This window comes from Nonomuraea dietziae, assembly GCF_014195505.1.
GTDB lineage: Bacteria > Actinomycetota > Actinomycetes > Streptosporangiales > Streptosporangiaceae > Nonomuraea > Nonomuraea roseola.
The window spans coordinates 6,518,981-6,540,656 of sequence record NZ_JACIBV010000001.1 but is presented as its reverse complement, the minus strand read 5'-3'; the positions used below and the strand labels follow the sequence as shown (position 1 = coordinate 6,540,656).

The window sequence follows — 21,676 nt, the reverse complement described above, 5'->3', positions numbered from 1 at the left end:
CCGACGCCTCGCGCTCGATCCGGATCGCACAGACTTGGGACATGAGTGAGTTTCGGATCGAGCACGACTCCATGGGCGAGGTGCGCGTCCCCGCGGACGCCAGATGGCGCGCGCAGACCCAGCGGGCCGTGGAGAACTTCCCCATCTCGGGACGGCGCCTGGAGCCCGCCCACATCGCCGCGCTCGGCCTGATCAAGGCGGTCGCGGCCGAGGTGAACGCCGAGCTCGGCGTGCTCGACAAGGACGTGGCGGAGGCCATCGCCCAGGCGGCGGCCGACGTGGCGGAGAACGAGTACGACGAGCACTTCCCCATCGACGTGTTCCAGACCGGCTCGGGCACCTCCTCGAACATGAACGTCAACGAGGTCGTCGCCACGCTCGCGCAGGAGCGGCTCGGCCGTCCCGTGCACCCGAACGACCACGTCAACGCCTCGCAGTCGTCCAACGACGTCTTCCCCACCTCCATCCATGTCGCGGCCGCCACCGAGGTCGTCTTCCACCTGGTGCCCTCGCTCCAGCACCTGGCCATCGCGCTGAGGGTCAAGGCGACGGAGTTCGCGCAGACGGTGAAGTCCGGCAGGACCCACCTCATGGACGCCACCCCCGTCACGCTCGGCCAGGAGTTCGGCGGCTACGCCTCGCAGGTCGAGCACGGCGTCAACCGCGTCAACTCGGCCCTTCGCCACGTCGTCGAGCTCCCGCTTGGCGGCACCGCCGTGGGCACCGGCATCAACACCCCTCCCGGCTTCGCCGCGAAGGCCATCGAGAAGCTCAGCGAGGCGACGGGCATCAGGTTCGTCGAGGCCGAGGACCACTTCGAGGCCCAGAGCGCGCAGGACGCGATCGTCGAGCTGTCGGGTCAGCTCAAGGTCGTCGCCGTCTCCCTCAACAAGATCGCCAACGACCTGCGGTGGATGGGCTCGGGCCCCAGGGCCGGGCTCGGCGAGATCAACCTGCCCGACCTGCAGCCGGGCTCGTCCATCATGCCGGGCAAGGTCAACCCGGTGATCCCCGAGGCCACGGCCATGGTCGCGGCCCAGGTCATCGGCAACGACGCCGCGATCACCTTCGCGGGCGCCTCCGGCACCTTCGAGCTGAACGTCATGCTCCCCGTCATCGCCAGGAACATCCTGGAGTCGATCCGCCTGCTGGCCAACGTCTCCCGCCTGCTCGCCGACCGCTGCGTCTCGGGGATCACCGCCAACACCGAGCGGCTGAGGGAGTACGCCGAGTCCTCCCCCTCGATCGTCACGCCGCTCAACCGTCATGTCGGCTACGAGGAGGCCGCCAGGATCGCCAAGCAGGCACTGGCCGAGCGCAAGACCATCCGCCAGGTGGTGATCGAGCGCGGTCACGTCGCCAACGGCACCCTCACCGAGAGCGAGCTGGACGCGGCCCTCGACGTCCTGTCCATGACACGGCCCTCCCAGTAGCCGTTCCCCGGGGTGACCGATCCCCGCCCGCCGTCTCGCCGGGATCGGTTACCCCAAGTTCGATAACGATTCGCCAACGTAGTCATCCGATTGCGCAAAGTGGTCGTCAGAGGAAGGCGTCGGCAACCGCCGATCCCGTCTGACGAAAGGGTGACCGATAGCGTGCGAATGGTTCCCTCGGCCGGCAACAACAGCATTGCGTTCGCGCGGAAGACGTCGGCACCGTCGGCAGGCGGGGTATTCATCGGCCGTGGATCGACCGGCGCGCCGGTGTGGCAGGCCACGCTCAGGCGGGGTCCCGAAGGAGACGGTGTGGACATCCCGGACGGCACAGGACGGCACAGGACGGCGCAGCGCGGCCCGCCTCCGGCTCCATGAGGTTTCGCGAGTCGAAGACATCCCCATGGAGTTTCGAGAGGAGGTGTGACGCCGCCCCGCCACCCCGAGGCGGGCAGGGCGTCACGTACCAGATGAGGATCCTGATGCTTCGCCTGTTCCAGGCCATGCGCAACGCCAGGACCAAGGACCTGACCCGGCACCTGGCAGCCACGCCCCTTGAACACATCTACGCCCGCTTCGGCCGCGACATCCTGGCCCAGGCGGCCCAGGACCGCGCGCTGTCCGACGCGATCGCCAAGGAGGTCGCGGAGATCGACAGGTCGATCGAGGAGGAGGGCGTCGATCCCACCCCCGTCGAGCTGCGCTCCTTCCTCATGGGGTACGGCCAGGGCGTCATCGACTCCGCGGTGATCAGGCCCGATCTGGTCGCCCAGGACACCAGCTGCGGCAGCGTCTATCCGAGCTCGGTGGTCAAGCTGGGCGCGCTGAGCCAGAAGGCCTTCGCGGGCGGCCTCATCAAGATGTCCTGAGACACACATGAGCCCGGAGAGGTATGTGGCCGGGCTCCATGTGCCGTGCGAGGAGAAGCGGCTAGGGTCCGAGACATGACGGAGGAGCTGGCCGGGCGGACCGCCCTGGTGACGGGGGCGGGAAGCGGGATCGGCAGGGCGTGCGCCGTCAGGCTGGCCTCGGCGGGCGCCAGGGTGCTGGTCGTCGACAGGTCGGGCGAGGCCGCCGAGCGCGTGGCGAAGGAGACGGGAGGGGTCGCGGTCACCGCCGACCTCTCGCGTGAAGGCTTCCTCGGCGAGCTGCCCCACGAGCCCGTCGACATCCTGGTGAACAACGCGGGCTTCCAGCACGTGGCGCCGATCGAGGAGTTCCCTCCCGAGGTCTTCGCCACGATGCTCAAGGTCATGCTGGAGGCGCCGTTCCTGCTGGCCAGGCACCTGCTGCCGGGGATGTACGCCAGGGGCTGGGGCCGCGTGGTCAACATCTCCTCCGTCCACGGGCTCAGGGCCTCGCCGTACAAGTCGGCCTACGTCACGGCCAAGCACGGCCTGGAGGGGCTGTCGAAGGTGATCGCGCTCGAAGGCGCCGCCAAGGGCGTGACCTCCACGTGTGTGAACCCCGGCTACGTGCGCACCGAGCTGGTCGAGAGGCAGATCGCCGCTCAGGCCGTCTCGCACGGCATCCCCGAGAGCGAGGTCGTCGAGCAGGTCATGCTCCAACCCGCCGCGCTCAAGCGGCTGATCGAGCCAGAGGAGGTGGCCGAGCTGGTCGCCTACCTGTGCGGCCCCAACGGCTCCTTCATCACCGGCGTCTCCCTTCCCGTGGACGGTGGATGGACGGCTCGCTAGCCTTCCTCGACCTGCTGGCCAGAGAGGCCTCGGCGGTCGAGTTCGAGGGCCCGATACTCAAGGCCAGGGCCGAGGGCGCCAGTCCGCAGGTGCTCGAGGAGCTCGAAGAGGCCAAGCTGAGGGCGCTCAAGGTCCGCGCGCTGCTGCGGCGCAGGGCCAGGCGCGAGGCCGAGCTGAGCGCGCTCTACGACACCGCGGGCGACCTGGCGGGGCTGCGCGACCTCGACGCCGTGCTCGAGGCCATCGTCCACAGGGCGAGGCAGCTGCTGGGCACCGACACGGCCTACATGACGCTGCACGACCCCGACAGGGGCGACACCTACATGCGGGTCACCGACGGCTCGATCTCGGCCGCCTTCCGCGTGCTCAGACTGGCGATGGGCGCGGGCCTCGGCGGCCTGGTGGCGCAGACGGCGACGCCGTACTCCACCGCCGACTACTTCGCCGACGCCCGCTTCAGGCACACCGCCGAGATCGACCACGCGGTCAAGGAGGAGGGCCTGGTCGCCATCCTCGGTGTGCCCCTGCGCCTGGGCCGCAGGGTGATCGGCGTGCTCATGGCCGCCAACCGCAGCGCCAGGCCGTTCGCGCAGGAGGAGGTCTCGCTGCTGGCCAGCCTCGCCGCCCACGCGGCGGTCGCGATCGACAACGCGAGGCTGCTGCAGGAGACGCGCAACGCCCTCGACGAGCTCTCCCACGCGCACAGGATCGCCAGGGAGCACAGCGACGCCGTGGAGCGGGCCGCGCTGGCCCACGACAGGATGACGGGGCTGGTGCTGCGCGGCGGCGGCATCGAGGACGTGGCGGCCGTGGTCACCGAGGTGCTCGGCGGCACGCTCGCCGTCCTCGACGAGACGGGACGGCCGCTGGTCGGCGAGGTGGAGGACGGCGTCCTGGAGCAGGCGGTGCCCGGCCGCACGGTCAGGAGGGGCAACCTCATGATCAGCGCCAGCGCGCCGCTGTGCACGCTGGTCCTGAGGAGCGACGACGCCGACGAGCGCATCCTGGAGCGGGCGGCGCTGGTCTGCGCGCTGTTGCTGCTGTTCCGCAGAAGCGTCGCGGAGGCGGAGGGCAGGGTGCGCGGCGAGCTGCTCGACGACCTCATCTCCCGCGCCGCGGACGACCCGCGCGGTCTCACCGACCGCGCCCGCAGGCTGGGCGTCGACCTGTCGGCGCCGCACGTGCTGGTCGTGGCCAGACACGAGGGCCAGCGCGAGCGGGCCGCGTTCTGGGCCTCCTCCCATGCGGCGATCTCCAGAGGCCTGGCGGCCGCGCGCGGCCAGGAGGTGGTGCTCCTGGTGCCGGGCAGCGACCCCGGCGCCGCCGCCCAGCGGGTCGCGAGCGAGCTGAGCGCCTCCCTGGGCTCGGCCGCGACCGCCGGAGCCTCAGGACCCATCACCGAGCCCACGCACGTCCCGAGAGCCCACAGGGAGGCGCTGCGCTGCGCCGAGTCGCTCATGGCCCTCGGCAGGGCGGGCGACGGCGCCAGCGCGGCCGAGCTGGGCTTCGTCGGCCTGCTGATCGGCGAGGGCCGTGACGTCGGCGCCTTCGTCTCGGCCGCGCTCGGCCCGGTCATCGACTACGACGAGCGCAGGGGCACCGCGCTGCTGAGCACGCTCGCCGCCTACTTCGCCCAGGGTGGCTCGCCCTCGCGCACCGCCGAGGTCATGCACATCCACGTCAACACCGTCACGCAGCGCCTCGACAGGGTCGGCAGGTTGCTCGGCGACGGCTGGCAGGAGCCCGAGCGCGCGCTGGAGATCCAGCTCGCCCTCCGTCTTCGCCACATATCCACGGCAGGGACTGTGGGGCCGACGCCCATATAAGTGACGCCGGTCACTCTTTACCGTGGGCGAAACCCCCCAGAAAAGGCGAAGCTATGAGTATCAAAAAGATCGTGGCCGCGAGCCTGATCGGCACCACCATCGAGTGGTACGACTTCTTCCTGTACGGCTCGGCGGCGGCGCTCGTCTTCAACGTCCTGTTCTTCCCCGACTCCGACCCGCTGACCGGCACGCTCCTCGCGTTCCTCACCTACGCCGTCGGCTTCGTGGCCCGCCCGCTCGGCGGCCTGGTCTTCGGCCACTTCGGCGACCGCCTCGGCCGCAAGACGCTGCTGGTCATCAGCCTGCTCATGATGGGCGTGGCGACCTTCCTCATCGGCTGCCTGCCCACGCACGCGGCCATCGGCGGCGCGGCTCCGCTGCTGCTGACCGCGCTCCGCCTGGTGCAGGGCTTCGCGCTGGGCGGCGAGTGGGGCGGCGCGGTGCTCATCGTCTCCGAGCACGGCGACGCGGGCAGGCGCGGCTTCTGGGCCTCGTGGCCGCAGGCCGGCGCCCCCGGCGGCAACCTGCTGGCCACCGGCGTGCTGGCGCTGCTGGCCGCCTTCCAGTCCGACGAGGCGTTCCTGTCGTGGGGCTGGCGCGTGCCGTTCCTGCTGTCGGGCGTGCTCGTGATGGTCGGCCTGTGGATCAGGCTCTCCATCAGCGAGTCGCCGGTCTTCCAGCAGGCGCCCCCGCTGGAGGACAAGACGCCGATCGCGGGCGTGATCAGGCACCACTGGCGCGACGTGCTGGTCGCGATCGGCGCCCGCATGGCCGAGAACATCTCCTTCTACCTGATCACCGTCTTCGTCATCACCTACGGCACGACCGTCGTGAAGCTGGACAAGGCGACCGTCCTGAACGCCGTCCTCATCGCCTCGGCGATCCACTTCATCACGATCCCGTTGTGGGGCGCGCTGTCCGACCGGGTCGGCCGTCGCCCCGTCTACCTGGCGGGCGCAGCGGGTATCGGGGTGTGGATCTTCGCCTTCTTCCCGCTGATCAACACCGGCGGCTTCCTGGCGATCACCCTGGCCATCACCGTCGGCCTGCTCTTCCACGGCATGATGTACGGCCCGCAGGCCGCCTTCTTCTCCGAGCTGTTCGGCACGCGGATGCGCTACACGGGCGTGTCGATCGGCGCCCAGCTGTCGGCGATCGTGGCCGGAGCGCTCGCGCCTGTCATCGCCGTCAGGCTCCTGCAGCAGTTCGGCAGCTGGGTCCCGATCGCGGTCTACCTGGCCGTCGCCGCCGTGCTGACCCTGGTGGCGGTCTACGCGGCCCGCGAGACCCAGGGCCGCGACCTCGCAGAGAAGATCAAGGTATGAAGGTCGCCACCTCGCGACTGACGCAGAACGTGCTGGAGGGGCCGAGCGCCGAGGGCGAGCCCGTGCTGTTCGTCCACGGCAACGTCTCCTCCGCCGCGTTCTGGCGCGACACGCTCGCCGCCATGCCGGAGGGCTACCGCGCGCTCGCGGCCGACCTGCGCGGCTTCGGCGAGAGCGATCCCGCTCCCGTGGACGCCACCCGTGGCCTTCGCGACTTCTCCGACGACCTGGCCGAGCTCGTCGAGGCCATGGAGCTCGGCCCCGTCCACCTGGTCGGCTGGAGCATGGGCGGCGGCGTCGTGATGCAGCTCCTGCGCGACCGTCCCGCCATGGTCCGCTCGCTCACGCTGGTCAACCCCGTCTCCCCGTACGGCTACAGCGGCACAGAGGGCCCCGACGGCCTGCTCACCCACGCCGACGGCACCGGAGCGGGCGCGGGCGCCGCCAACCCCGACTTCGTGGCCAGGCTGGCGAAGGGTGACATGTCGGACGAGGCGCCCACCTCGCCACGCACCGTCTTCCGCACCTCGTACGTCGCGGGGCCCGTCGCCGACGAGGACTTCTACGTCGCCTCGATGCTGACCACCAGGGTCGGTGAGGACAACTACCCCGGCGACGCCGTGACCTCCGAGGCGTGGCCCGGCGTCAGGCCCGGCGTCAGGGGCGTGCTCAACGCCCTCGCCCCGACCCACTTCCGCCTGGACGACCTGCACAGCGTCGAGCCCCGCCCGCCGATTTTGTGGATCAGGGGCGCCGACGACGTGATCGTCTCCGACGCCTCGCCGTTCGACCTGGCCCAGCTCGGACTGCTCGGCGTCGTGCCCGGCTCGCCCGGCACCCCCGCCCAGCCCATGGTCACCCAGACCAGGGCGGTGCTGGAGCGCTACGGCGACTACCGCGAGGTCGTGCTGGCCGCGTGCGGGCACAGCCCGCATCTCGAGCGCCCCGAGGAGTTCCGCAGGCTGCTGGTCGAGCACCTTCAGTCGCGCAGGTAGCGGTGCGTGCTCGCCCGTACCAGCCGTACGGCGTACCGGGCTCCTGGCACGCGCCGGGCCAGCCTGCGCAGCGCCGTGTCGTGGCCCAGCGGGTTGTACTCGGGGTCGACCGCGGTGGCCGGCCTGACCTCGACCCTGCCTCGGCGCATCTCCAGGGCGAAGCGCAGGCCGGTCTCGCTGTCCTCCGCGCGCAGCGAGGTAAGCCAGGCGCCCGGCCCCACATGCTCCGGGCCCGGCATGAACCGCTTGACGGGCACCTTGGCGACGAGCTGACCTGCCGTCTTGCCCGGCAGTCCCGGCTCGACCAGGGCGGGCACACTGACCTCGCGCGCCCTGCGTGAGGTGTCGCGCAGCACCAGCTCCAGGGCGGGACCTCCGCTCGGCGGCACGTACGGCACCGGCACCACCACGAAGACGTGTCCTTCGCGCTTGGTGACGGTCGCGGCGGCCGAGACGAGGGCGATCGACTCCGAGAAGCTCCTGGGCTCGACGCACAGCCCCAGCTCGCCCGAGTCGCTCCAGCACGGCACGACCAGACGCCTTCTCGGGTGCTCGGCCAGCACGCCCAGACAGGTGAGCGGGCCGTCGGGCCTGCTGATCCTGGAGGAGGCCCGGTGCGCTCCGCCGTACATCCTGACGTGGATCTCCCACTGCCCCGAGGGCAGCGGCTCGCCGACGGCCCCGGTGGCGACGTCGACGCGCGCCCTGCCGTGGACCTGGACGCGCACCCTGCCTCGCTCGTGGATGCGCACGGCCTCGCTGGTCGCGGGGACGAAGTAGACGTCTCCTGTGTCCTGGTGCCTGAGGTAGACGTCGATGCGGGCGCGCGCGACGGCGTCCGTGACGTCGGTGACCTCGTCGGGCAGCAGGGTGTGGTCGACCGAGCCAGGAGGCCGCCAGTGGAGCCTGTCGCCGTCCTCGCGGAAGCGGGCCGGCTCACCCGCGTGCGTGTAGATCTCCACCGCCAGGCCGAGCTCCAGCACACCGCCCACCCAGCTCACCTCGCTCAGGTCGGTCCTGAGGGCGCTGCGGCGCGAGTCGGCGCCGAAGCTGATGAGCTGGTCCAGCCGGCCCGCCCTGAGCAGGACGGCCATCGCACGCAGATGGACGGGCAGGTAGCGGTCGAGCCTCTCGGGGAAGCGCTCCAGCGTCAGCGCCCTGAAGGTGGTGAAGACCAGCCCTCTGTCCACCGAGGACCTGGTGAACCTGGCGCTCCTGAACAGCCGCAGCACGGTCGAGCGGAACCAATGGGCGTACATCTTGTCGCGCTGGCGGCCGGCCTCCGTGCCCGCGTCGATGACGTCGAGCAGCGCGCGCAGTTCGGCGGCCACCACCAAGGGCTCGTCGTCAGGTCTCTCCTCCGGCTCGCCCAGGTGGCAGCAGACCTCGTCGGCCAGCACCGTGACCACCTTGGCGGCCAGGTAGGCGCGTACCGAGAAGGTCTGCTCGGCCACCTTCCCACCGGGGACGGCGAAGCCGATCATGTGCTCCTCGAGGAAGGCCTTCCTGCAGAGCTTGTGCGGGGTGAGCAGCGTGAGCAGCTTGTCGCGCACCACGTCGGCGCGCGCCCTGTTGACCTCGAAGGCCGCGATCGGCCGTCCGCCGTCGCGCACGAGCCTGCCGATCAGCACGTCGGAGTCGCACTCGACGGCCCGCTCGTACATCAGCTTCAGGGCCCCGCGCTCGAGCCTGTCGCGCTGGTCGAGGAGGTAGACGTAGTCGCCCGTGGCGCTGGCGACGCCCACGTTGCGACCGCGCATCACCGAGCCGGTATGAGGCAGGTGCAGGACCCGGACGTTGGGCCTGGCCGAGGCGACCGTGTCGAGCCGTTCAGCGATCCCGTCCGTGGAGCCGTCGTCCACGAAGATCACTTCATAGTCGTCCGGTGGCAGCGTCTGTTCCAGGACGGAACGGATGCAGGCGTCGGCGGTGTTGCCGGGATTGTGAACATTCACGATCACACTGACCTTCACACGGCCAAGCGTGAGCCGCCATTCCCCCGACCGCGAGTGGACTTGCCCATCGCAGAGGGTGTCAGTACCAGCCCCTTGCCATGGAATGGCTCCACGCACCACAGGGCGTGCCATAACGGCCCTTGATGTAACCCAGTCCCCACTTGATCTGGGTGGCCGCGTTGGTCTGCCAGTCGGCGCCGGCGCTGGCCATCTTGCTGCCCGGCAGCGACTGCGGGATGCCGTAGGCGCCTGAGTAGCGGTTCATGGCCCGCTCGTTCCAGCCGCTCTCCTTGTGCCAGAGCTTCTCCAGGCAGCCCCACTGGTCGTCGCCGAAGCCGAACCCGCCGAGCATGCCCTTGGCCAGCGCCTTGTTGCTGCCGGGCGAGGGGGTGCTGCCAGGGGGGAAGTTGGCGGCCGGGATGCCGTCGCCGCCGGGGCCCTGGGCGACGACCTTGATGGGGTTGAGCTTCGGCTTGTTCTTGCGGCTGTCGGCCAGCTGGTCCTTGCGCATGGCGTCGACGGCCGCGGCCTTGATGACGTCGGCACCGGGGTCCTCGGCGAAGGGATCGCCGCCGAACAGGCCGCTCATCTCCTCCATCGTGAGGCCGGGCTTGGGCGGGGCCGTCGCGTTCTGGTAGGCGGTGTAGGCCACGAAGCCGCCGCCGCCGAAGACGACCACGATGGCGAGGCCGGCGATCAGGACGCGCTTCGGGGTCAGCACGGAGGAACGGGCCGACCGGCGCCGACCACGGGGCACCTCGGGCGCGGGGCGCTCACTCAACTGCGGACCTGGGCTCACGACCTATGAGCTTGCCCTGTCCTGGGGGGTGGTTGGCAACCGAAACGTGGCATTAAGTTGGCGTTCCCTTGACCAACCAGGCGTTTTCAAATCTTGTGATTTTCGTCACACGTGATGGGGGTCCGCCCCTCGTGCCCCCGCCCCGAAGGGTGGACCTCCCCCAGGCTGTCTAAGGTTCTTTGTGGTCTTGTGCGCGAGATGTCACAGTTTCATGACACGGAACGGATTTTCCCAGGTTGGAAGAATAATGTGCCCGTGGCAGGAATCCTCCTGGTCGAAGACGACCCCTCCGTGCGGACGGCGCTCGAGCTGGCACTGACCCGCCAGGGGCACTCCGTCACCTCCTACGCGACCGGCGAGGAGGCTCTCGACCACGTGAGGTCGCGCCGGCCCGAGATCGCCATCCTCGACGTCATGCTGCCGGGCATCGACGGGGTCGAGGTGTGCAGGCGCATCCGCAGGCTCGACCAGCTCCCCGTCATCCTGCTCACCGCCAGGGGCGACGACCTCGACGTGGTCGTCGGACTCGAGGCGGGCGCCGACGACTACGTCGTCAAGCCGGTCGAGCCCAGGGTGCTCGACGCGCGCATCAGAGCGATCCTGCGCAGGGCCGAGTCGGCCACCTCCGACCGCATCTCCTTCGGCGACCTGGTCATCGACAGGGGCGCGCTCAAGGTGAGCCTGGCGGGCAAGGAGATCCACCTCACCCCCACCGAGCTGCGGCTGCTGCTGGAGCTGGTCCGCCACCCCGGGCAGGTGCTCAACCGGCGCTATCTGCTGCGCGTGGTCTGGGACCACACCCACGTGGCCGACTCCCGCCTCGTCGACGCCTGCGTGCAGCGGGTGCGGGCCAAGATCGAACCCCGGCCGGCCGAACCGGTGTTCATCCACACCGTGCGCGGCTTCGGCTACCGGTTCAGCCCACCGTGATCGCTTTCCTCACCGGCCTGCGCGGCCGGCTGGTCATCACCTTCACCGTCGTCGCCGTGGCGGCCTCCGCGCTGGTCGCGGGCATCGGCTTCGAGCTGGCCAAGGGCGCGCTGATCGAGAGGACGACGAAGACCGCGGTCGACGACCTCACCAAGGACCTCGAGCGCATCGACTTCGCCGTCGGCGAGCTGCGCCCAGGCGAGGTGCCGCCGAGCAGCGAGGAGCTCACCAACCTCGCCAACGCGCTCGCGGGGCCCGACCGGCACACCCTGCTGGAGTACCAGGACCAGTACTACCGCGACGACGAGGGCCTCTTCGGCGGCGGCGACGTCACGGGTGAGCTGCGGGGACAGGCCCGCAGCAAGCTGGTGAGCCAGCGCAGGATGATCGACGGCGCGCTGTGGCTCGTCCTCGGCACGCAGGTCTACCGCGCGGGCACCGACGACGTCGCCCGCCCGACCGGGCTGCTGGTCTTCGAGTTCGTCTCGCTCAGCGAGGAGGAGCGCACGCTGGCCAACCTCAGGGAGGCCTTCGCCCAGGCGGGCGGCATCACGCTGCTGATCGCCCTGACGGTCGCCCTGGTGTCGGCCAGGCACGTGCTGCTCCCTGTGGGCAGGCTCAGCGCCGCGGCGCAGGCGCTCGGAAGAGGCAGGCTCGACACGCGCCTGCCCGTGCGCGGCAAGGACGAGCTGGCCGAGCTGACCGCCCACTTCAACGACGCCGCGGCCGCCCTGGAGCTCAGCGTGTCGGAGCTGCGCGCGCTGGAGGCGATGTCGCGCAGGTTCGTCGCCGACGTCTCGCACGAGCTGCGCACCCCGCTGACCGCGATGACCGCCGTGGCCGACATGCTGGCCGAGGAGGCCGAGCGGCTGCCCGAGCAGCCCGCCAAGGCCGTACGGCTGGTGCTGTCGGAGGTGGGCAGGCTCAGGGAGCTGGTGGAGCACCTGATCGAGGTGAGCAGGTTCGACGCCGGCACCGCGACGCTGGCGCTGGAGTCCGTCGACGTGGCCGACGCCATCTGCGACAGCCTCGAGGTGCGCGGCTGGAGCGACGACGTCAGGGTCCAGGCGCCCGCGGGCGTGGTCGCCAACCTCGATCCGCGCAGGTTCGACGTCATCGTGGCCAATCTGGTCGGCAACGCGCTCAAGCACGGCGGCCAGCCGGTCCTGATCACCGCCCGGAGCACGCCCAACGGACTGGAGGTGAAGGTGCGAGACCACGGCGAGGGCATCCCGCCCGAGGCGCTGCCGCACGTCTTCGACCGCTTCTTCAAGGTGGGCACGGGGCGGGTCAGGAGCCAGGGCAGCGGGCTCGGGCTCTCGATCGCGCGGGCCAACGCCCAGCTGCACGGCGGCACGATCTCGGTCCGCCCCCAGCAGCCGGGCACCCTGTTCACGGTCTGGCTGCCGCACGCATGAGACGGGCGCTCCCTCTCCTGACCTGCCTGGCGTTGCTCACCGGCTGCGGCATCAGCCCGACAGCCGTCTCCTCGCTCGGCTCGCCGCCCGTGATCAGCACCGAGCCCATCTTCTCCCAGGTCTACCTGATCAAGAAGGGACGGCTGGTGCAGCAGCGCGTCAGGGTCCCCGGCAAGACCGCCGAAGACCTCATGCGCACGCTCATGGACCTGGCCAACCACCCAGTGGAGTCGGGCCAGGACACCGACCTGTACGGCATGCGCTACCAGGACGCCGAGGCCGAGCCCGTCGGCAGGCAGCAGCGACTGGACCCCTCCGAGACCAGGAGCCTCGTCCTCTACGTCACCCTGCAGGGCGAGCGGGAACTGAGCCGCGTGGCGCTGGCCCAGATCGTCTGCACCGCGCGGCTGCGCACCGACATCTCCAAGGTGCAGGTCAACATCGCCAGGACCGTGGCGCCCTCGACGACGAGCGGCAGGCGCACCTGCAAGGAGTTCCACGATCTGGCTCCCGCAGGCGCGCCCTCCTAGCGGCCGCTACATCGTGATGTCCTCCAGCATCTCGGTCACCAGGGCGGCGATCGGCGAGCGCTCGGACCTGGTCAGCGTGACGTGGGCGAACAGCGGGTGCCCCTTGAGCTTCTCCACCACCGCGACCACGCCGTCGTGCCTGCCGACCCTGAGGTTGTCGCGCTGGGCGATGTCGTGGGTGAGCACGACCCTGGAGTTGGCCCCGATGCGGCTCAGCACCGTCAGCAGCACCCCGCGCTCCAGCGACTGCGCCTCGTCCACGATCACGAAGGCGTCGTGCAGCGAGCGGCCGCGGATGTGGGTGAGTGGCAGGACCTCCAGCATGCCCCTGTCGAGGACCTCCTCGATCACCTCGGGCGTGGTGACCGCGCCCAGGGTGTCGTAGACGGCCTGGGCCCACGGGCCCATCTTCTCGCCCTCACTGCCGGGCAGGTAGCCGAGCTCCTGGCCGCCGACCGCGTAGAGCGGGCGGAAGACCACCACCTTGCGGTGCTGGCGGCGCTCCAGGACGGCCTCCAGGCCCGCGCAGAGCGCCAGCGCGGACTTGCCGGTGCCCGCCCTGCCGCCGAGGGAGACGATGCCCACCTCGGGGTCCATGAGGAGGTCGAGGGCGATGCGCTGTTCGGCGGAGCGGCCGTGCAGGCCGAACGCCTCCCTGTCGCCTCTGACCAGCCGTACGGACTTGTCCGGCAGCACCCTGCCGAGCGCCGAGCCCCTGCTCGACAGCAGCCGTAGGCCGGTGTGGGTGGGCAGCTCTCGCGCCTCCTCCAGGTCGGCGGTCCCCTTGTCGAAGAGCGTCTCGACGTCCTCGGTGGTGACCTGGATCTCCGCCATGCCGGTCCAGCCCGACTCCACGACCAGTTCGGCGCGGTACTCCTCCGCCGACAGGCCGATCGAGGCCGCCTTGACCCGCATGGGCAGATCCTTGGATACCAGCACCACGTCCTTGCCCTCGGCGGCGAGTGTGCGCGCCACGGTGAGGATGCGGGTGTCGTTGTCGCCCAGCCTGAACCCGACGGGCAGGATCGAGGGGTCGCTGTGGTTCAGCTCGACCCTGATCGTGCCCTCGCCCGTGGGCATCGGCTCGTCGAGCCTGCCGTACTTGACGCGCAGGTCGTCGAGGTAGCGCAGCGCCTTGCGTGCGAAGTAGCCGAGCTCGGGATGGTGCCGCTTGGCCTCCAACTCCGTGATCACGACGATAGGAAGGACGATCTCATGCTCGGCGAAGCGGGTCATCGCCGCCGGGTCGGCGAGCAGGACCGAGGTGTCCAGCACGTAGGTGCGCTTGGTGTTGGGCTTGTTGCTCGAGGACACTGCCACACGTTCTCCCCCGGGCGCCCGGTGGGGCGGGCGCCCTGCAGACGAGGCGGGAATTCGGACCGGACCCGCACCCGCGAAGGGCGCCGGGGTCCGGCCCCCCTCGGCAGATCTGTGCGCAAAGGCGGGCCCTCTCCGGAGCGGCCGGCCCGTGGCCGGCCACTTCCAACGTTAGGTCCTGAATACCCGCCCCCGAAGAGGCCAAGCGTGTGTTCACGCGCTGTTCGTGAACTCGTCTCAGGAACCGTAACGCCGGTGTCTCGCGGCGTAGTCGCGCAGCGCCCGCAGGAAGTCGACTCTGCGGAAGTCAGGCCAGTAGGCCTCGCAGAAGTAGAACTCGGAGTGGGCGCTCTGCCAGAGCATGAATCCTGACAGCCGTTGCTCACCGGAGGTCCTGATGAGCAGGTCGGGATCGGGCTGGCCGCGAGTGTAGAGATGCTCCGCGATGTGCTCCACATCGAGAACCTCGACCAGGTCCTCGATGCTCGCCCCCTTGCTGGCGTGCTCCTGAAGGAGTGAGCGCACCGCATCGGCAATCTCACGTCTTCCTCCATACCCAACCGCAACGTTCACAATCAGCCCTGGACGGTGTGATGTGACTTCTTTTGCGTTTTTCAGGACATTCGCCGTCCTGTCCGGGAGAAGGTCGAGCGCGCCGACCGGGCTGATGCGCCAGCCCTCGGCCACGAGTTCCTGCGTGACGTCCTCGATGATCTTCAGAAGTTGCTCGAGCTCCTCCTTCGGCCTGTTGAGGTTGTCGCTGGAGAGCATCCAGACGGTGACGACCTCCACGCCCGCCTCGCGGCACCACGTGAGCAGCTCGGAAATCTTGTCGGCGCCTTTGCGGTGCCCCTTGCTGACGTCGCGCATGCCCATCGCGCGCGCCCAACGGCGGTTGCCGTCGATGATGACCCCGACGTGCCGGGGGAAGTTGTCGCTGTCGGCTGACAGCTTGGCCTCCAAGCGGCGCTCGTAGAGCCGGTAGACCAGATCGCGCAGGCCCACGGAGTCCCTCCCCAGCGGTGCTGTGCCTTTGTGGTCGTCTCACGACCTAACAGGCAATTATCACCGCCTTTGGAGGCTGCCCGCCCCCTCAATCGGATTACGGCCGAGCTCCACGGGCTTCAGAGCCCCTTCCGCCTCCTCTACCAGGCACTCCACGAAGGCGGCCAACTCTCCGGAGGTGAGAACCGCGCGCATCCCGATGCCGGAGGGCCCCCATGCCTCCATGTACGCCCGTCTGGTCACCCGCCACTCGCCCCTGCCGTCCTGGCCGGGCACCCAGACAGGGATGGTCCTCAGGTGGCAGCGGAGCTCGCCCCCTCCGACGACATCGGACCTGTTGCGGTAGCGGAAGGCGAACAGCTCGCCGTCGGGCTCGTTCGCGGGGAACCTGTCGTCGGGGTCCGGCCACAGCCGGGCCTGCCCCCGCCCCGACCTGGCCGCCCCGACCCCGCGCGCCAGGCGCGCCAGGAACCACCCGCACCGCTCACCCACGACGCCGTACGGCGTGCCGTCGCGATGGAGCGCCAGGGTGACCTCGTACGGCATGCCGGCACTGTCCGTGCAGGCGATGGGCGTGACAGTCAGATACGAGCCGTCGACGCAACGTAGTCCCCCCATGCACTGAGCGTTTCCGTCCTAAATCTCGCTAAACCCGTAGAAACGGGCAGCATTGCCACCCAGCACCTTGCCGCGATCCGTGGCGCCGAGAAGTGCGCTGTAAACCGTGAAAACGGTCTGGTAGTCGGCCGCCAGCAGCAGCACCGGCCAGTCGCTGCCGAACATCAGCCGGTCGGGGCCGAACACCTCCACCGCGTGCTCGACGTAGGGACGCAGGTCCTCGACCGTCCAGTGCTCATGGTCGGCCTCGGTGACCAGTCCCGACACCTTGGCGTGGACGTTGGGCAGCTCGGCCGCGGCCCGCAGCCCCGCGGCCCACGGCTCCAGCTCGCCCGCGGCGATCCTGGGCTTGGACAGGTGGTCGACGACCACCTGGAGCGAGGGATGGCGCTCGGCGATGGTCACCACGTGCTCCAGATGCCGGGGCAGGAGCGACACCACGTCGAACGGCACGCCCGCCTCCGCGAGCAGTCCCAGCCCTTCCAGCACGGAGTCCCTGACCAGCCAGTCGGGATCAGGCTCGGTGTGGATGAGGTGGCGCACCCCCACAAACTTCGGATGTCTGCGGTAGCGGTCGAGGGCGTGAGCGGCCTCGTCGGGACGGTCGAGCGGCACCCAGCCGACGACACCGGCGATGAAGTCGTGGGCCTCGGCGTGGGCCAGCATCGCGTCGGTCTCCCAGAAGGAGTCGTCCGCCTGGACCACCACGGTCCTGTCGACGCCCGCGGCGGCCAGTTCGGGAGCCAGGTCCTCGGGGCCGAACGTCCTGTAGAGCGCCGGAAGGTCGGGCGTGGGCCAGGAGTAGTCGCCGGTCTCGAGGTTCCAGAAGTGCTGGTGCGCGTCGACAATCACGCCGCAAACCTAGGATCTCTCCCCGGCACGGGGCAAGCCGTCCCGGCGGCCGCCCCCGCGTGACGCACGGCGGAAAGGCATCCCGTTCCTGCGCGAATCCCCCTACAGTGATCGCCTCGGATGTGTGATCACGTGTGGACACCCGCAGCGAGGAGGACGTCATGGGGCTGCAGCCGCCGCCCGAGCTCGCCACGCTGGCCAACATCGTCTTCTCGTGGCCGCTGGTCGACGAGGTCGTGCTGCACCAGGCCGGGTCCCGGTGGATCTCCTTCGCGGTGACGGCGGCGCGCGTCTCCGCGACCGCCGCCACGCACGCCGCCAGGACCGTCACCCGCAACGACGGCGAGGGGGTCAGGGCGTTCGACGGGGACTGGCAGGACACCTCCGACCGCTCCGGCGACGCGATCGCCGCCGCGCTGCTCATCGGGGGCGCGCTGCAGCTCTCGGCCATGATCGTGCTGGCCATGAAGGTGGCGCTGCTCCTCGTCCTCTTGCGGGTCGCCCTGAACCTGGCGCGGCTGGCCGCGGCCTCGGGACCCACGGCGGGCGCCTCGCTCGCCGGCGTCCCCGCGGTCGTGGGCGGCGGCAGGACGGCCTCGCGGGAGATCGTCCGTAAGCAGGTCGACCTGCTGGAACGCAGCGCGCTGCGCCTGTTCGACCGCGCCTCCGCGCTGCTGCGCAAACCGCCCGCCAAGGTGGGGGCCGCTGCGATCCCGCCGGGCAAGCGCCCGCCGACCCCCGTGCGCGGCCCCGACAACTATCTCGAGGCCGCGGCCGACAAGAGCGTGGACGTCAAGAGCATCACGCCGTACCCCATCTGGCGCCGTGATCGCGAGCCTCTCTACCGGGCCTCGGACCGATCTCCTGACACGATCTTCGAGCAGGGCCTCCATCCGCGCGACCCGTCGATGACCAACCTGTCCGACTACGTGCTCAAGTCCAGGCCGTCCGCCTTCGTCGGAACCAGCACGCGCACGGACATCGACGACGCGTTCCCTCGCGGCCACGTCTACGAGGTGGACGCCCCCGGCGGGATCGACGTCCAGGAGACCGTACGGGGCGCCACCCACCTGTCCCACGAGCGCGAGATCGCCTTCCCCGGCGGCGTGCACCGGAGGTACATCTCCGGCGCCTGGCCGCGGGGAGCACCCAGGACGCCTGAGCACTTCATCCCCAACCCGCACTACGACCCCTACCCCGGCCATCCGGGGCTGTCGTCAGGAGGATCGCCGTGAACGCCACCCCGCCGCGCCCGCCACCCCTCACCGACGCTCTGCGGCGGCAGGCGAGGCAGAGCCCTGGCACCTGGCTGTACGCGGTCGACCCGTTCTTCGACCCCGGCGGCGAGGTCCCGCCGTACGGCGTCGTCGGCGCCTGGCAGGTCGACGAGCGCGGCGAGATCACCGGCGAGTTCCGCCACAACCCCGGCTACCGCCCCTCGCCGGTGGCGCTGGGCCACCCCCAGCCGACCGACCCGTTCGACCGCGCCGCGCAACTGGCCTCGACCGGCTACGACGACGGCCGCGACCTCGTCCCGCTGCTGCTGGAGGCGGAGGTGATCGTGGCCGCGGGCCCCGGCGGCGGGGTGCCGGTGTTCGACACGGGCGAGGGCAGGGCGGCGTTCGCCTACACGGCCCAGGCCCACCTGCCGGAGGCCCCGCCGGACGGCGCCACGGGCTGGCAGCGGCTGCGCGGTCGTGATCTCGTGGCGCTCCTGCCGCAGGACACCGGCGTCGCCGTCAACCCCGAGGGGCCTGCGGGCGTGCTCCTGGCTCCCGACGAGCTTCGCCGCTGACCGGCACCAGAGCCGGTTCTCCCTGGCCGACCCGCACCCGCCGGCTTCCCCGGCCGACCGGCTTGACGGGGCTTCCCACCGGGAGCCGGGCGTCACAGCCGCTCGATGGCCCGCCCGAGCCGTACGGCGTCCTCTCCGCTGCGCTGCTCCGCGTGCCGGTAGTTCGCCTCCATGGCACGCACGTCGTCCCCCGAGGTCACCTGCCGCTCCCCCAGCGCCTCGAACACCTCCAGCGCCTTCCTGGTGACCGCGAGGTAGCCCGCCTTGACCATGCTCTCGACATCCTCGCCCCAGGGGTCGCCCTCGCCCTCGAGATGGGCGCGCAACGCCCCCACCGCCTCCAGCCAGGTCGTGCCCGTCTCGCCCAGACCCGCGCCGGTGCCGCGCAGGTCAGCGCGGGAGATGTCCAACCCCTCGCCGGAACTCCCGTTCACCGCTCCTCCAGCCGCCGCACGACCAGCTCGACCCCGTCGGCGAACTCGTCCAGCTGCCGCATCACGTCGGCGTGCACGCCGCCCAGACTCTCGGCGAGCCCGCGCGGATCCGCAGGCCCGGCCGCCTCCAGCCCCGGCATGTCCGCCCGCAGGTCGTCCAGCGCCGCGTTGACCGCCACGAGGATCTCGCGTGCGAGGTCCTCCGACGCCATCCGCATGACGCGGGGGTCGAGGCGCAGCTCACGCAGCCGCCCGTCCTGCCCTGCCACCACTCGCACCTGGCCGTCCGCCGCCTCGCCGTCGCCCCGGAGGGTGGAGTCCTCGCGCGGCTCCGCCGTCCGGCCGAGCGCCTGGACGACCTCTGCCAGCATCTCGCCGATGCGCTGCCCGTTCTCGTGCATGGTCACCTTTATCTCACCTCGCCCCGGCGCACCCCACCTCAGAGCGAGCGCAGCCGGCGAGGGAGCAGCCGCCGCCAGGCGCGGGAGGAGGGCTCGGTGGAGGACCGCGGGGAAGGCTCGGCCAGGCGGCCCCTGGCCCGCAGCCAGGCGGCGAAGTCGTCGGCGTCGGCCCGGTAGCCGGGTGGAGGGGCCGAGCGGGCCGCGGCGTAGGCGGCGAACTCGGTGGCCAGATCCTTACCCGCCGCGGCCGCCGCGTCGGGGCGGAGTCTGGCCACGATCGCGCGCCGCTTGGCGAGCAGGCTGCGGGCCTGGGCGGCCAGCCGTACCGGGTCGAAGCCAGGGGGCGGCTCGGCGCCGTTCACCAGCGCGGCGACGACCCGCGCCTGCGCCTGCTCGAGCCGCTCCCTGATCTGCCCGTCGCCTCCCTGGCCCCCTCCCGCCTGGCCCTCCCCGGCCTGGCTCTCTGGCGCCTGGCTTCCGGGCGTCTGGCTTCCGGGCGTCTGGCTTCCGGGCGTCTGGCTTCCTGGAGGGCTCATGGGCGGCCGGCGGTGGTCATGGCGGCGCGGATCCTGCCGAGCTCTCCCGCCAGGGCCGCGTCGCTCGGGTAGGCGTCGTCCCACTCCAGCAGGACGCCCGGGGGTTCGACGCGGGCGCACAGCTCCGACAGCAGCTCGAGAACCGCCTCAGGCACGCTCTCCTGATGGGTGTCGTGCCAGATGCCGTCATGCAGGTGACCGCCCGCGACGTGCACGTAGGCCAGCGAGGCGAGCGGGAGCGCGTCCAGCGCCCCGACCGCCGACAGGCCGAGGTTCACCTGGTTGGTGTAGAGGTTGGCGACGTCCACGAGCAGCTGGACTCCGGTCCTGTCGACGAGCTCGGCGAGGAACTGGGCCTCGGTCAGCTCGTCCTCGGGCCAGCCGAAGATCGCCGCCACGTTCTCCAGCGCCAGGGGGACGGGAAGGGCGTCCTGGGCGCGCCTGATGTTGTCCGCGACCACCTCGAGCATCTCCCTGGTGCGCGGCACGGGCAGCAGGTGGCCCGCCTCCATCCCGCCCGCCCTGACGAACGCCAGGTGCTCGCTGACCAGCGGCGAGTCCAGCTCCTGCGCGCAGGAGGCCAGGTGCGCCAGGCGTGCGGGGTCGGGAGGGGCCGCGTCGCCGAGACCGAGGCCGACGCCGTGCGGGATCACCGGCACGCCCCTGCCGCGCAGCACCCGCAGCGACTCGGGCAGCCGTCCTGGCCTGATGTTCTCGGCGACGACCTCGACGAAGTCGACGTCGGGAAGGCGTTCGACGGTCAGGTCGATCTCGGGACGCCAGCCGAGGCCCACCCCCAGCTTCCCGCTCTCAGGCGAAGGCCGCCGCACCGGTCACCCGCCGCCGCAGCCGCCGCCGCACCCACCGCCGCCGCAGCCGGAACCGCCTCCTCCGCCGCCCGACGAGCAGGAGGAGGACGAGCCGAAGTCGGCGCCGCCGTAGCTGCTGTCCGACCCCGAGCCGCCGCCGCAGGCACCTCCCGCGCAGCCGCCTGAGGAGGTCGCGTGGGTCTCGTCCTCGTCGCTCTGCAGTTCCTGCTGCATGGTGGGGTCGCCGAGCTCACCCAGGCCGTACAGGGCGACGGGGACGGCCATCGCGAAGGCCATCTGGGGCGCGTACGGCATCGCGGCGCCCCGCACGTGCGCCTGCTGAGCCCTGAGCAGCTCGGCCTGGCCCGCCGTGCTGAGGACGTTGGCGAGGGCGCGGCGGTGCCTGCGGGCCGCCGACAGCCCGCTGATCGAGAGGAGGGTGGAGACGATCACCGTGCCGACTCCCAGCGGCCACGCGGGCATCGCGCCCGTGAGCATCAGGACCGCCGCGACCGGTACGAGGGCGCCCGACAGGTAGGCCAGCGCCGAGAGCCGGTTCAGGCGCGACCTGACCGGCACCAGCGAACCGTCGGGCACGAGCAGGCCGACGCGCGTGAGGTGATGGCGCAGGTCCTCCATCACCGGCCCGTTCCCGACGTCGCGGCGGACCACACCGGCCGAGACTCCGCCCGGCCTGGCCCTGACCACGTCGAGCACGGCCCGCTCGACCGGGTCGGAGGAGGAGGCCGACGCGACGTGGTGGAGCGTGCCGCCGCGCGAGACCCGCAGCGCGCCCGCCTTGGCCATGAGCGCGATGGCGGTGTTCACCACCCGCCTGGGGCCTCCCGCGAGGTAGGCCAGCTCGTAGTGGCCGAGGTCGCCGGGGGACGCGTTGGCCGCGACCGAGCGGACCCTACCGTGCTCACGCTTGAGGGCCGAGGCGGCGCCGCTGACGGCGGCGATCAGGACCAACGAGACGACGAAGAGGAGGAGATCCATGT

Annotated in this window: 22 protein-coding genes; 11 read left to right on the top strand and 11 right to left on the bottom strand. The window is 71.1% G+C overall.

Annotation, left to right across the window (positions count from 1 at the left end):
• Window positions 1-41: 41 nt before the first annotated feature.
• The 6 genes from FHR33_RS31325 (at window position 42) to FHR33_RS31300 (ending at window position 7,276) form a co-directional block, all read left to right on the top strand.
• The gene (locus FHR33_RS31325) at window positions 42-1,433 is read left to right on the top strand and encodes a class II fumarate hydratase (RefSeq protein WP_183655352.1); all 1,392 of its coding nucleotides are present in this window, start codon (window positions 42-44) and stop codon (window positions 1,431-1,433) included.
• 482 nt (window positions 1,434-1,915) lie between these two features.
• The gene (locus tag FHR33_RS31320) at window positions 1,916-2,302 is read left to right on the top strand and encodes a hypothetical protein (RefSeq protein ID WP_183655349.1); all 387 of its coding nucleotides are present in this window, start codon (window positions 1,916-1,918) and stop codon (window positions 2,300-2,302) included.
• 75 nt (window positions 2,303-2,377) lie between these two features.
• Complete coding sequence (locus FHR33_RS31315) at window positions 2,378-3,130, top strand: 3-hydroxybutyrate dehydrogenase (RefSeq protein WP_183655346.1); 753 nt, start codon at window positions 2,378-2,380, stop codon at window positions 3,128-3,130.
• Entirely contained in the window at window positions 3,115-4,956 is a 1,842-nt protein-coding gene (locus FHR33_RS31310) for a helix-turn-helix domain-containing protein (RefSeq protein WP_183655343.1), read from the top strand. Before FHR33_RS31315 ends, FHR33_RS31310 begins: the two co-directional genes overlap by 16 nt.
• Window positions 4,957-5,009: 53 nt before the next feature.
• Window positions 5,010-6,281 (top strand): MFS transporter, encoded by a 1,272-nt coding sequence (locus FHR33_RS31305; protein WP_183655341.1) that lies wholly within the window; start codon window positions 5,010-5,012, stop codon window positions 6,279-6,281.
• Window positions 6,278-7,276 carry an alpha/beta fold hydrolase gene (locus FHR33_RS31300; protein WP_183655338.1) on the top strand — a complete coding sequence of 333 codons (999 nt, stop codon included), beginning with the start codon at window positions 6,278-6,280 and terminating at the stop codon, window positions 7,274-7,276. The genes FHR33_RS31305 and FHR33_RS31300 overlap by 4 nt, the downstream gene beginning before the upstream one ends.
• Here FHR33_RS31300 and FHR33_RS31295 read toward each other — a convergent pair.
• On the bottom strand, window positions 7,261-9,249 hold the full coding sequence (locus FHR33_RS31295; RefSeq protein WP_183655335.1) for a glycosyltransferase family 2 protein: 1,989 nt from the start codon (window positions 9,247-9,249) through the stop codon (window positions 7,261-7,263). The genes FHR33_RS31300 and FHR33_RS31295 overlap by 16 nt on opposite strands.
• A 61-nt stretch (window positions 9,250-9,310) precedes the next feature.
• Window positions 9,311-9,952 (bottom strand): aggregation-promoting factor C-terminal-like domain-containing protein, encoded by a 642-nt coding sequence (locus tag FHR33_RS31290; protein ID WP_312895798.1) that lies wholly within the window; start codon window positions 9,950-9,952, stop codon window positions 9,311-9,313.
• Between the two features lie 333 nt (window positions 9,953-10,285).
• Here FHR33_RS31290 and FHR33_RS31285 point away from each other — a divergent pair, with 333 nt between their 5' ends.
• From FHR33_RS31285 to FHR33_RS31275, 3 genes are read left to right on the top strand one after another with little or no spacing between them, the layout of a single operon-like run.
• Complete coding sequence (locus tag FHR33_RS31285) at window positions 10,286-10,960, top strand: response regulator (RefSeq protein ID WP_183655332.1); 675 nt, start codon at window positions 10,286-10,288, stop codon at window positions 10,958-10,960.
• Window positions 10,957-12,378 (top strand): ATP-binding protein, encoded by a 1,422-nt coding sequence (locus FHR33_RS31280; protein WP_183655329.1) that lies wholly within the window; start codon window positions 10,957-10,959, stop codon window positions 12,376-12,378. The genes FHR33_RS31285 and FHR33_RS31280 overlap by 4 nt, the downstream gene beginning before the upstream one ends.
• Window positions 12,375-12,908 (top strand): hypothetical protein, encoded by a 534-nt coding sequence (locus FHR33_RS31275; protein WP_183655328.1) that lies wholly within the window; start codon window positions 12,375-12,377, stop codon window positions 12,906-12,908. Before FHR33_RS31280 ends, FHR33_RS31275 begins: the two co-directional genes overlap by 4 nt.
• Before the next feature lie 6 nt (window positions 12,909-12,914).
• Here FHR33_RS31275 and phoH2 read toward each other — a convergent pair whose 3' ends face one another.
• The 4 genes from phoH2 to FHR33_RS31255 all read right to left on the bottom strand — a co-directional run bounded on the left by phoH2 (window position 12,915) and on the right by FHR33_RS31255 (window position 16,700).
• Window positions 12,915-14,228, bottom strand: coding sequence for an RNA 5'-3' helicase PhoH2 (phoH2, locus tag FHR33_RS31270; RefSeq protein ID WP_183655325.1), 1,314 nt, complete (start codon window positions 14,226-14,228; stop codon window positions 12,915-12,917).
• A gap of 234 nt (window positions 14,229-14,462) precedes the next feature.
• Window positions 14,463-15,230: an isoprenyl transferase gene (locus FHR33_RS31265; protein WP_183655321.1), complete on the bottom strand. Its 768-nt coding sequence runs from the start codon at window positions 15,228-15,230 to the stop codon at window positions 14,463-14,465.
• Between the two features lie 60 nt (window positions 15,231-15,290).
• Window positions 15,291-15,848, bottom strand: coding sequence for a hypothetical protein (locus FHR33_RS31260; protein ID WP_183655318.1), 558 nt, complete (start codon window positions 15,846-15,848; stop codon window positions 15,291-15,293).
• An 18-nt stretch (window positions 15,849-15,866) separates the two neighbouring features.
• Window positions 15,867-16,700 carry an amidohydrolase family protein gene (locus FHR33_RS31255; RefSeq protein WP_183655316.1) on the bottom strand — a complete coding sequence of 278 codons (834 nt, stop codon included), beginning with the start codon at window positions 16,698-16,700 and terminating at the stop codon, window positions 15,867-15,869.
• 134 nt (window positions 16,701-16,834) lie between these two features.
• On the opposite strand from FHR33_RS31255, the gene FHR33_RS31250 reads away from it, so the two are divergent.
• The gene (locus tag FHR33_RS31250; protein ID WP_183655313.1) at window positions 16,835-17,935 is read left to right on the top strand and encodes a scabin-related ADP-ribosyltransferase; all 1,101 of its coding nucleotides are present in this window, start codon (window positions 16,835-16,837) and stop codon (window positions 17,933-17,935) included.
• Window positions 17,932-18,495, top strand: coding sequence for a type VII secretion system-associated protein (locus FHR33_RS31245; RefSeq protein ID WP_183655310.1), 564 nt, complete (start codon window positions 17,932-17,934; stop codon window positions 18,493-18,495). Before FHR33_RS31250 ends, FHR33_RS31245 begins: the two co-directional genes overlap by 4 nt.
• A 92-nt stretch (window positions 18,496-18,587) precedes the next feature.
• Here FHR33_RS31245 and FHR33_RS31240 read toward each other — a convergent pair whose 3' ends face one another.
• The 5 genes from FHR33_RS31240 to FHR33_RS31220 are packed head-to-tail and all read right to left on the bottom strand — an operon-like array spanning window position 18,588 to window position 21,674.
• On the bottom strand, window positions 18,588-18,929 hold the full coding sequence (locus tag FHR33_RS31240; RefSeq protein ID WP_183655307.1) for a hypothetical protein: 342 nt from the start codon (window positions 18,927-18,929) through the stop codon (window positions 18,588-18,590).
• Entirely contained in the window at window positions 18,926-19,330 is a 405-nt protein-coding gene (locus FHR33_RS31235) for a YbaB/EbfC family nucleoid-associated protein (RefSeq protein WP_183660403.1), read from the bottom strand. Before FHR33_RS31235 ends, FHR33_RS31240 begins: the two co-directional genes overlap by 4 nt.
• 38 nt (window positions 19,331-19,368) lie before the next feature.
• A complete protein-coding gene (locus FHR33_RS31230) occupies window positions 19,369-19,866 on the bottom strand; it encodes an SCO6045 C-terminal-like domain-containing protein (protein ID WP_221241322.1) in 498 nt (165 codons plus the stop codon).
• Window positions 19,863-20,696, bottom strand: a complete 834-nt coding sequence (locus tag FHR33_RS31225) for an MbnB/TglH/ChrH family RiPP precursor modification enzyme (protein WP_183655304.1) — start codon at window positions 20,694-20,696, stop codon at window positions 19,863-19,865. Before FHR33_RS31225 ends, FHR33_RS31230 begins: the two co-directional genes overlap by 4 nt.
• A gap of 3 nt (window positions 20,697-20,699) precedes the next feature.
• Window positions 20,700-21,674 (bottom strand): TIGR04222 domain-containing membrane protein, encoded by a 975-nt coding sequence (locus tag FHR33_RS31220; protein WP_183655301.1) that lies wholly within the window; start codon window positions 21,672-21,674, stop codon window positions 20,700-20,702.
• Window positions 21,675-21,676 lie beyond the last annotated feature (2 nt).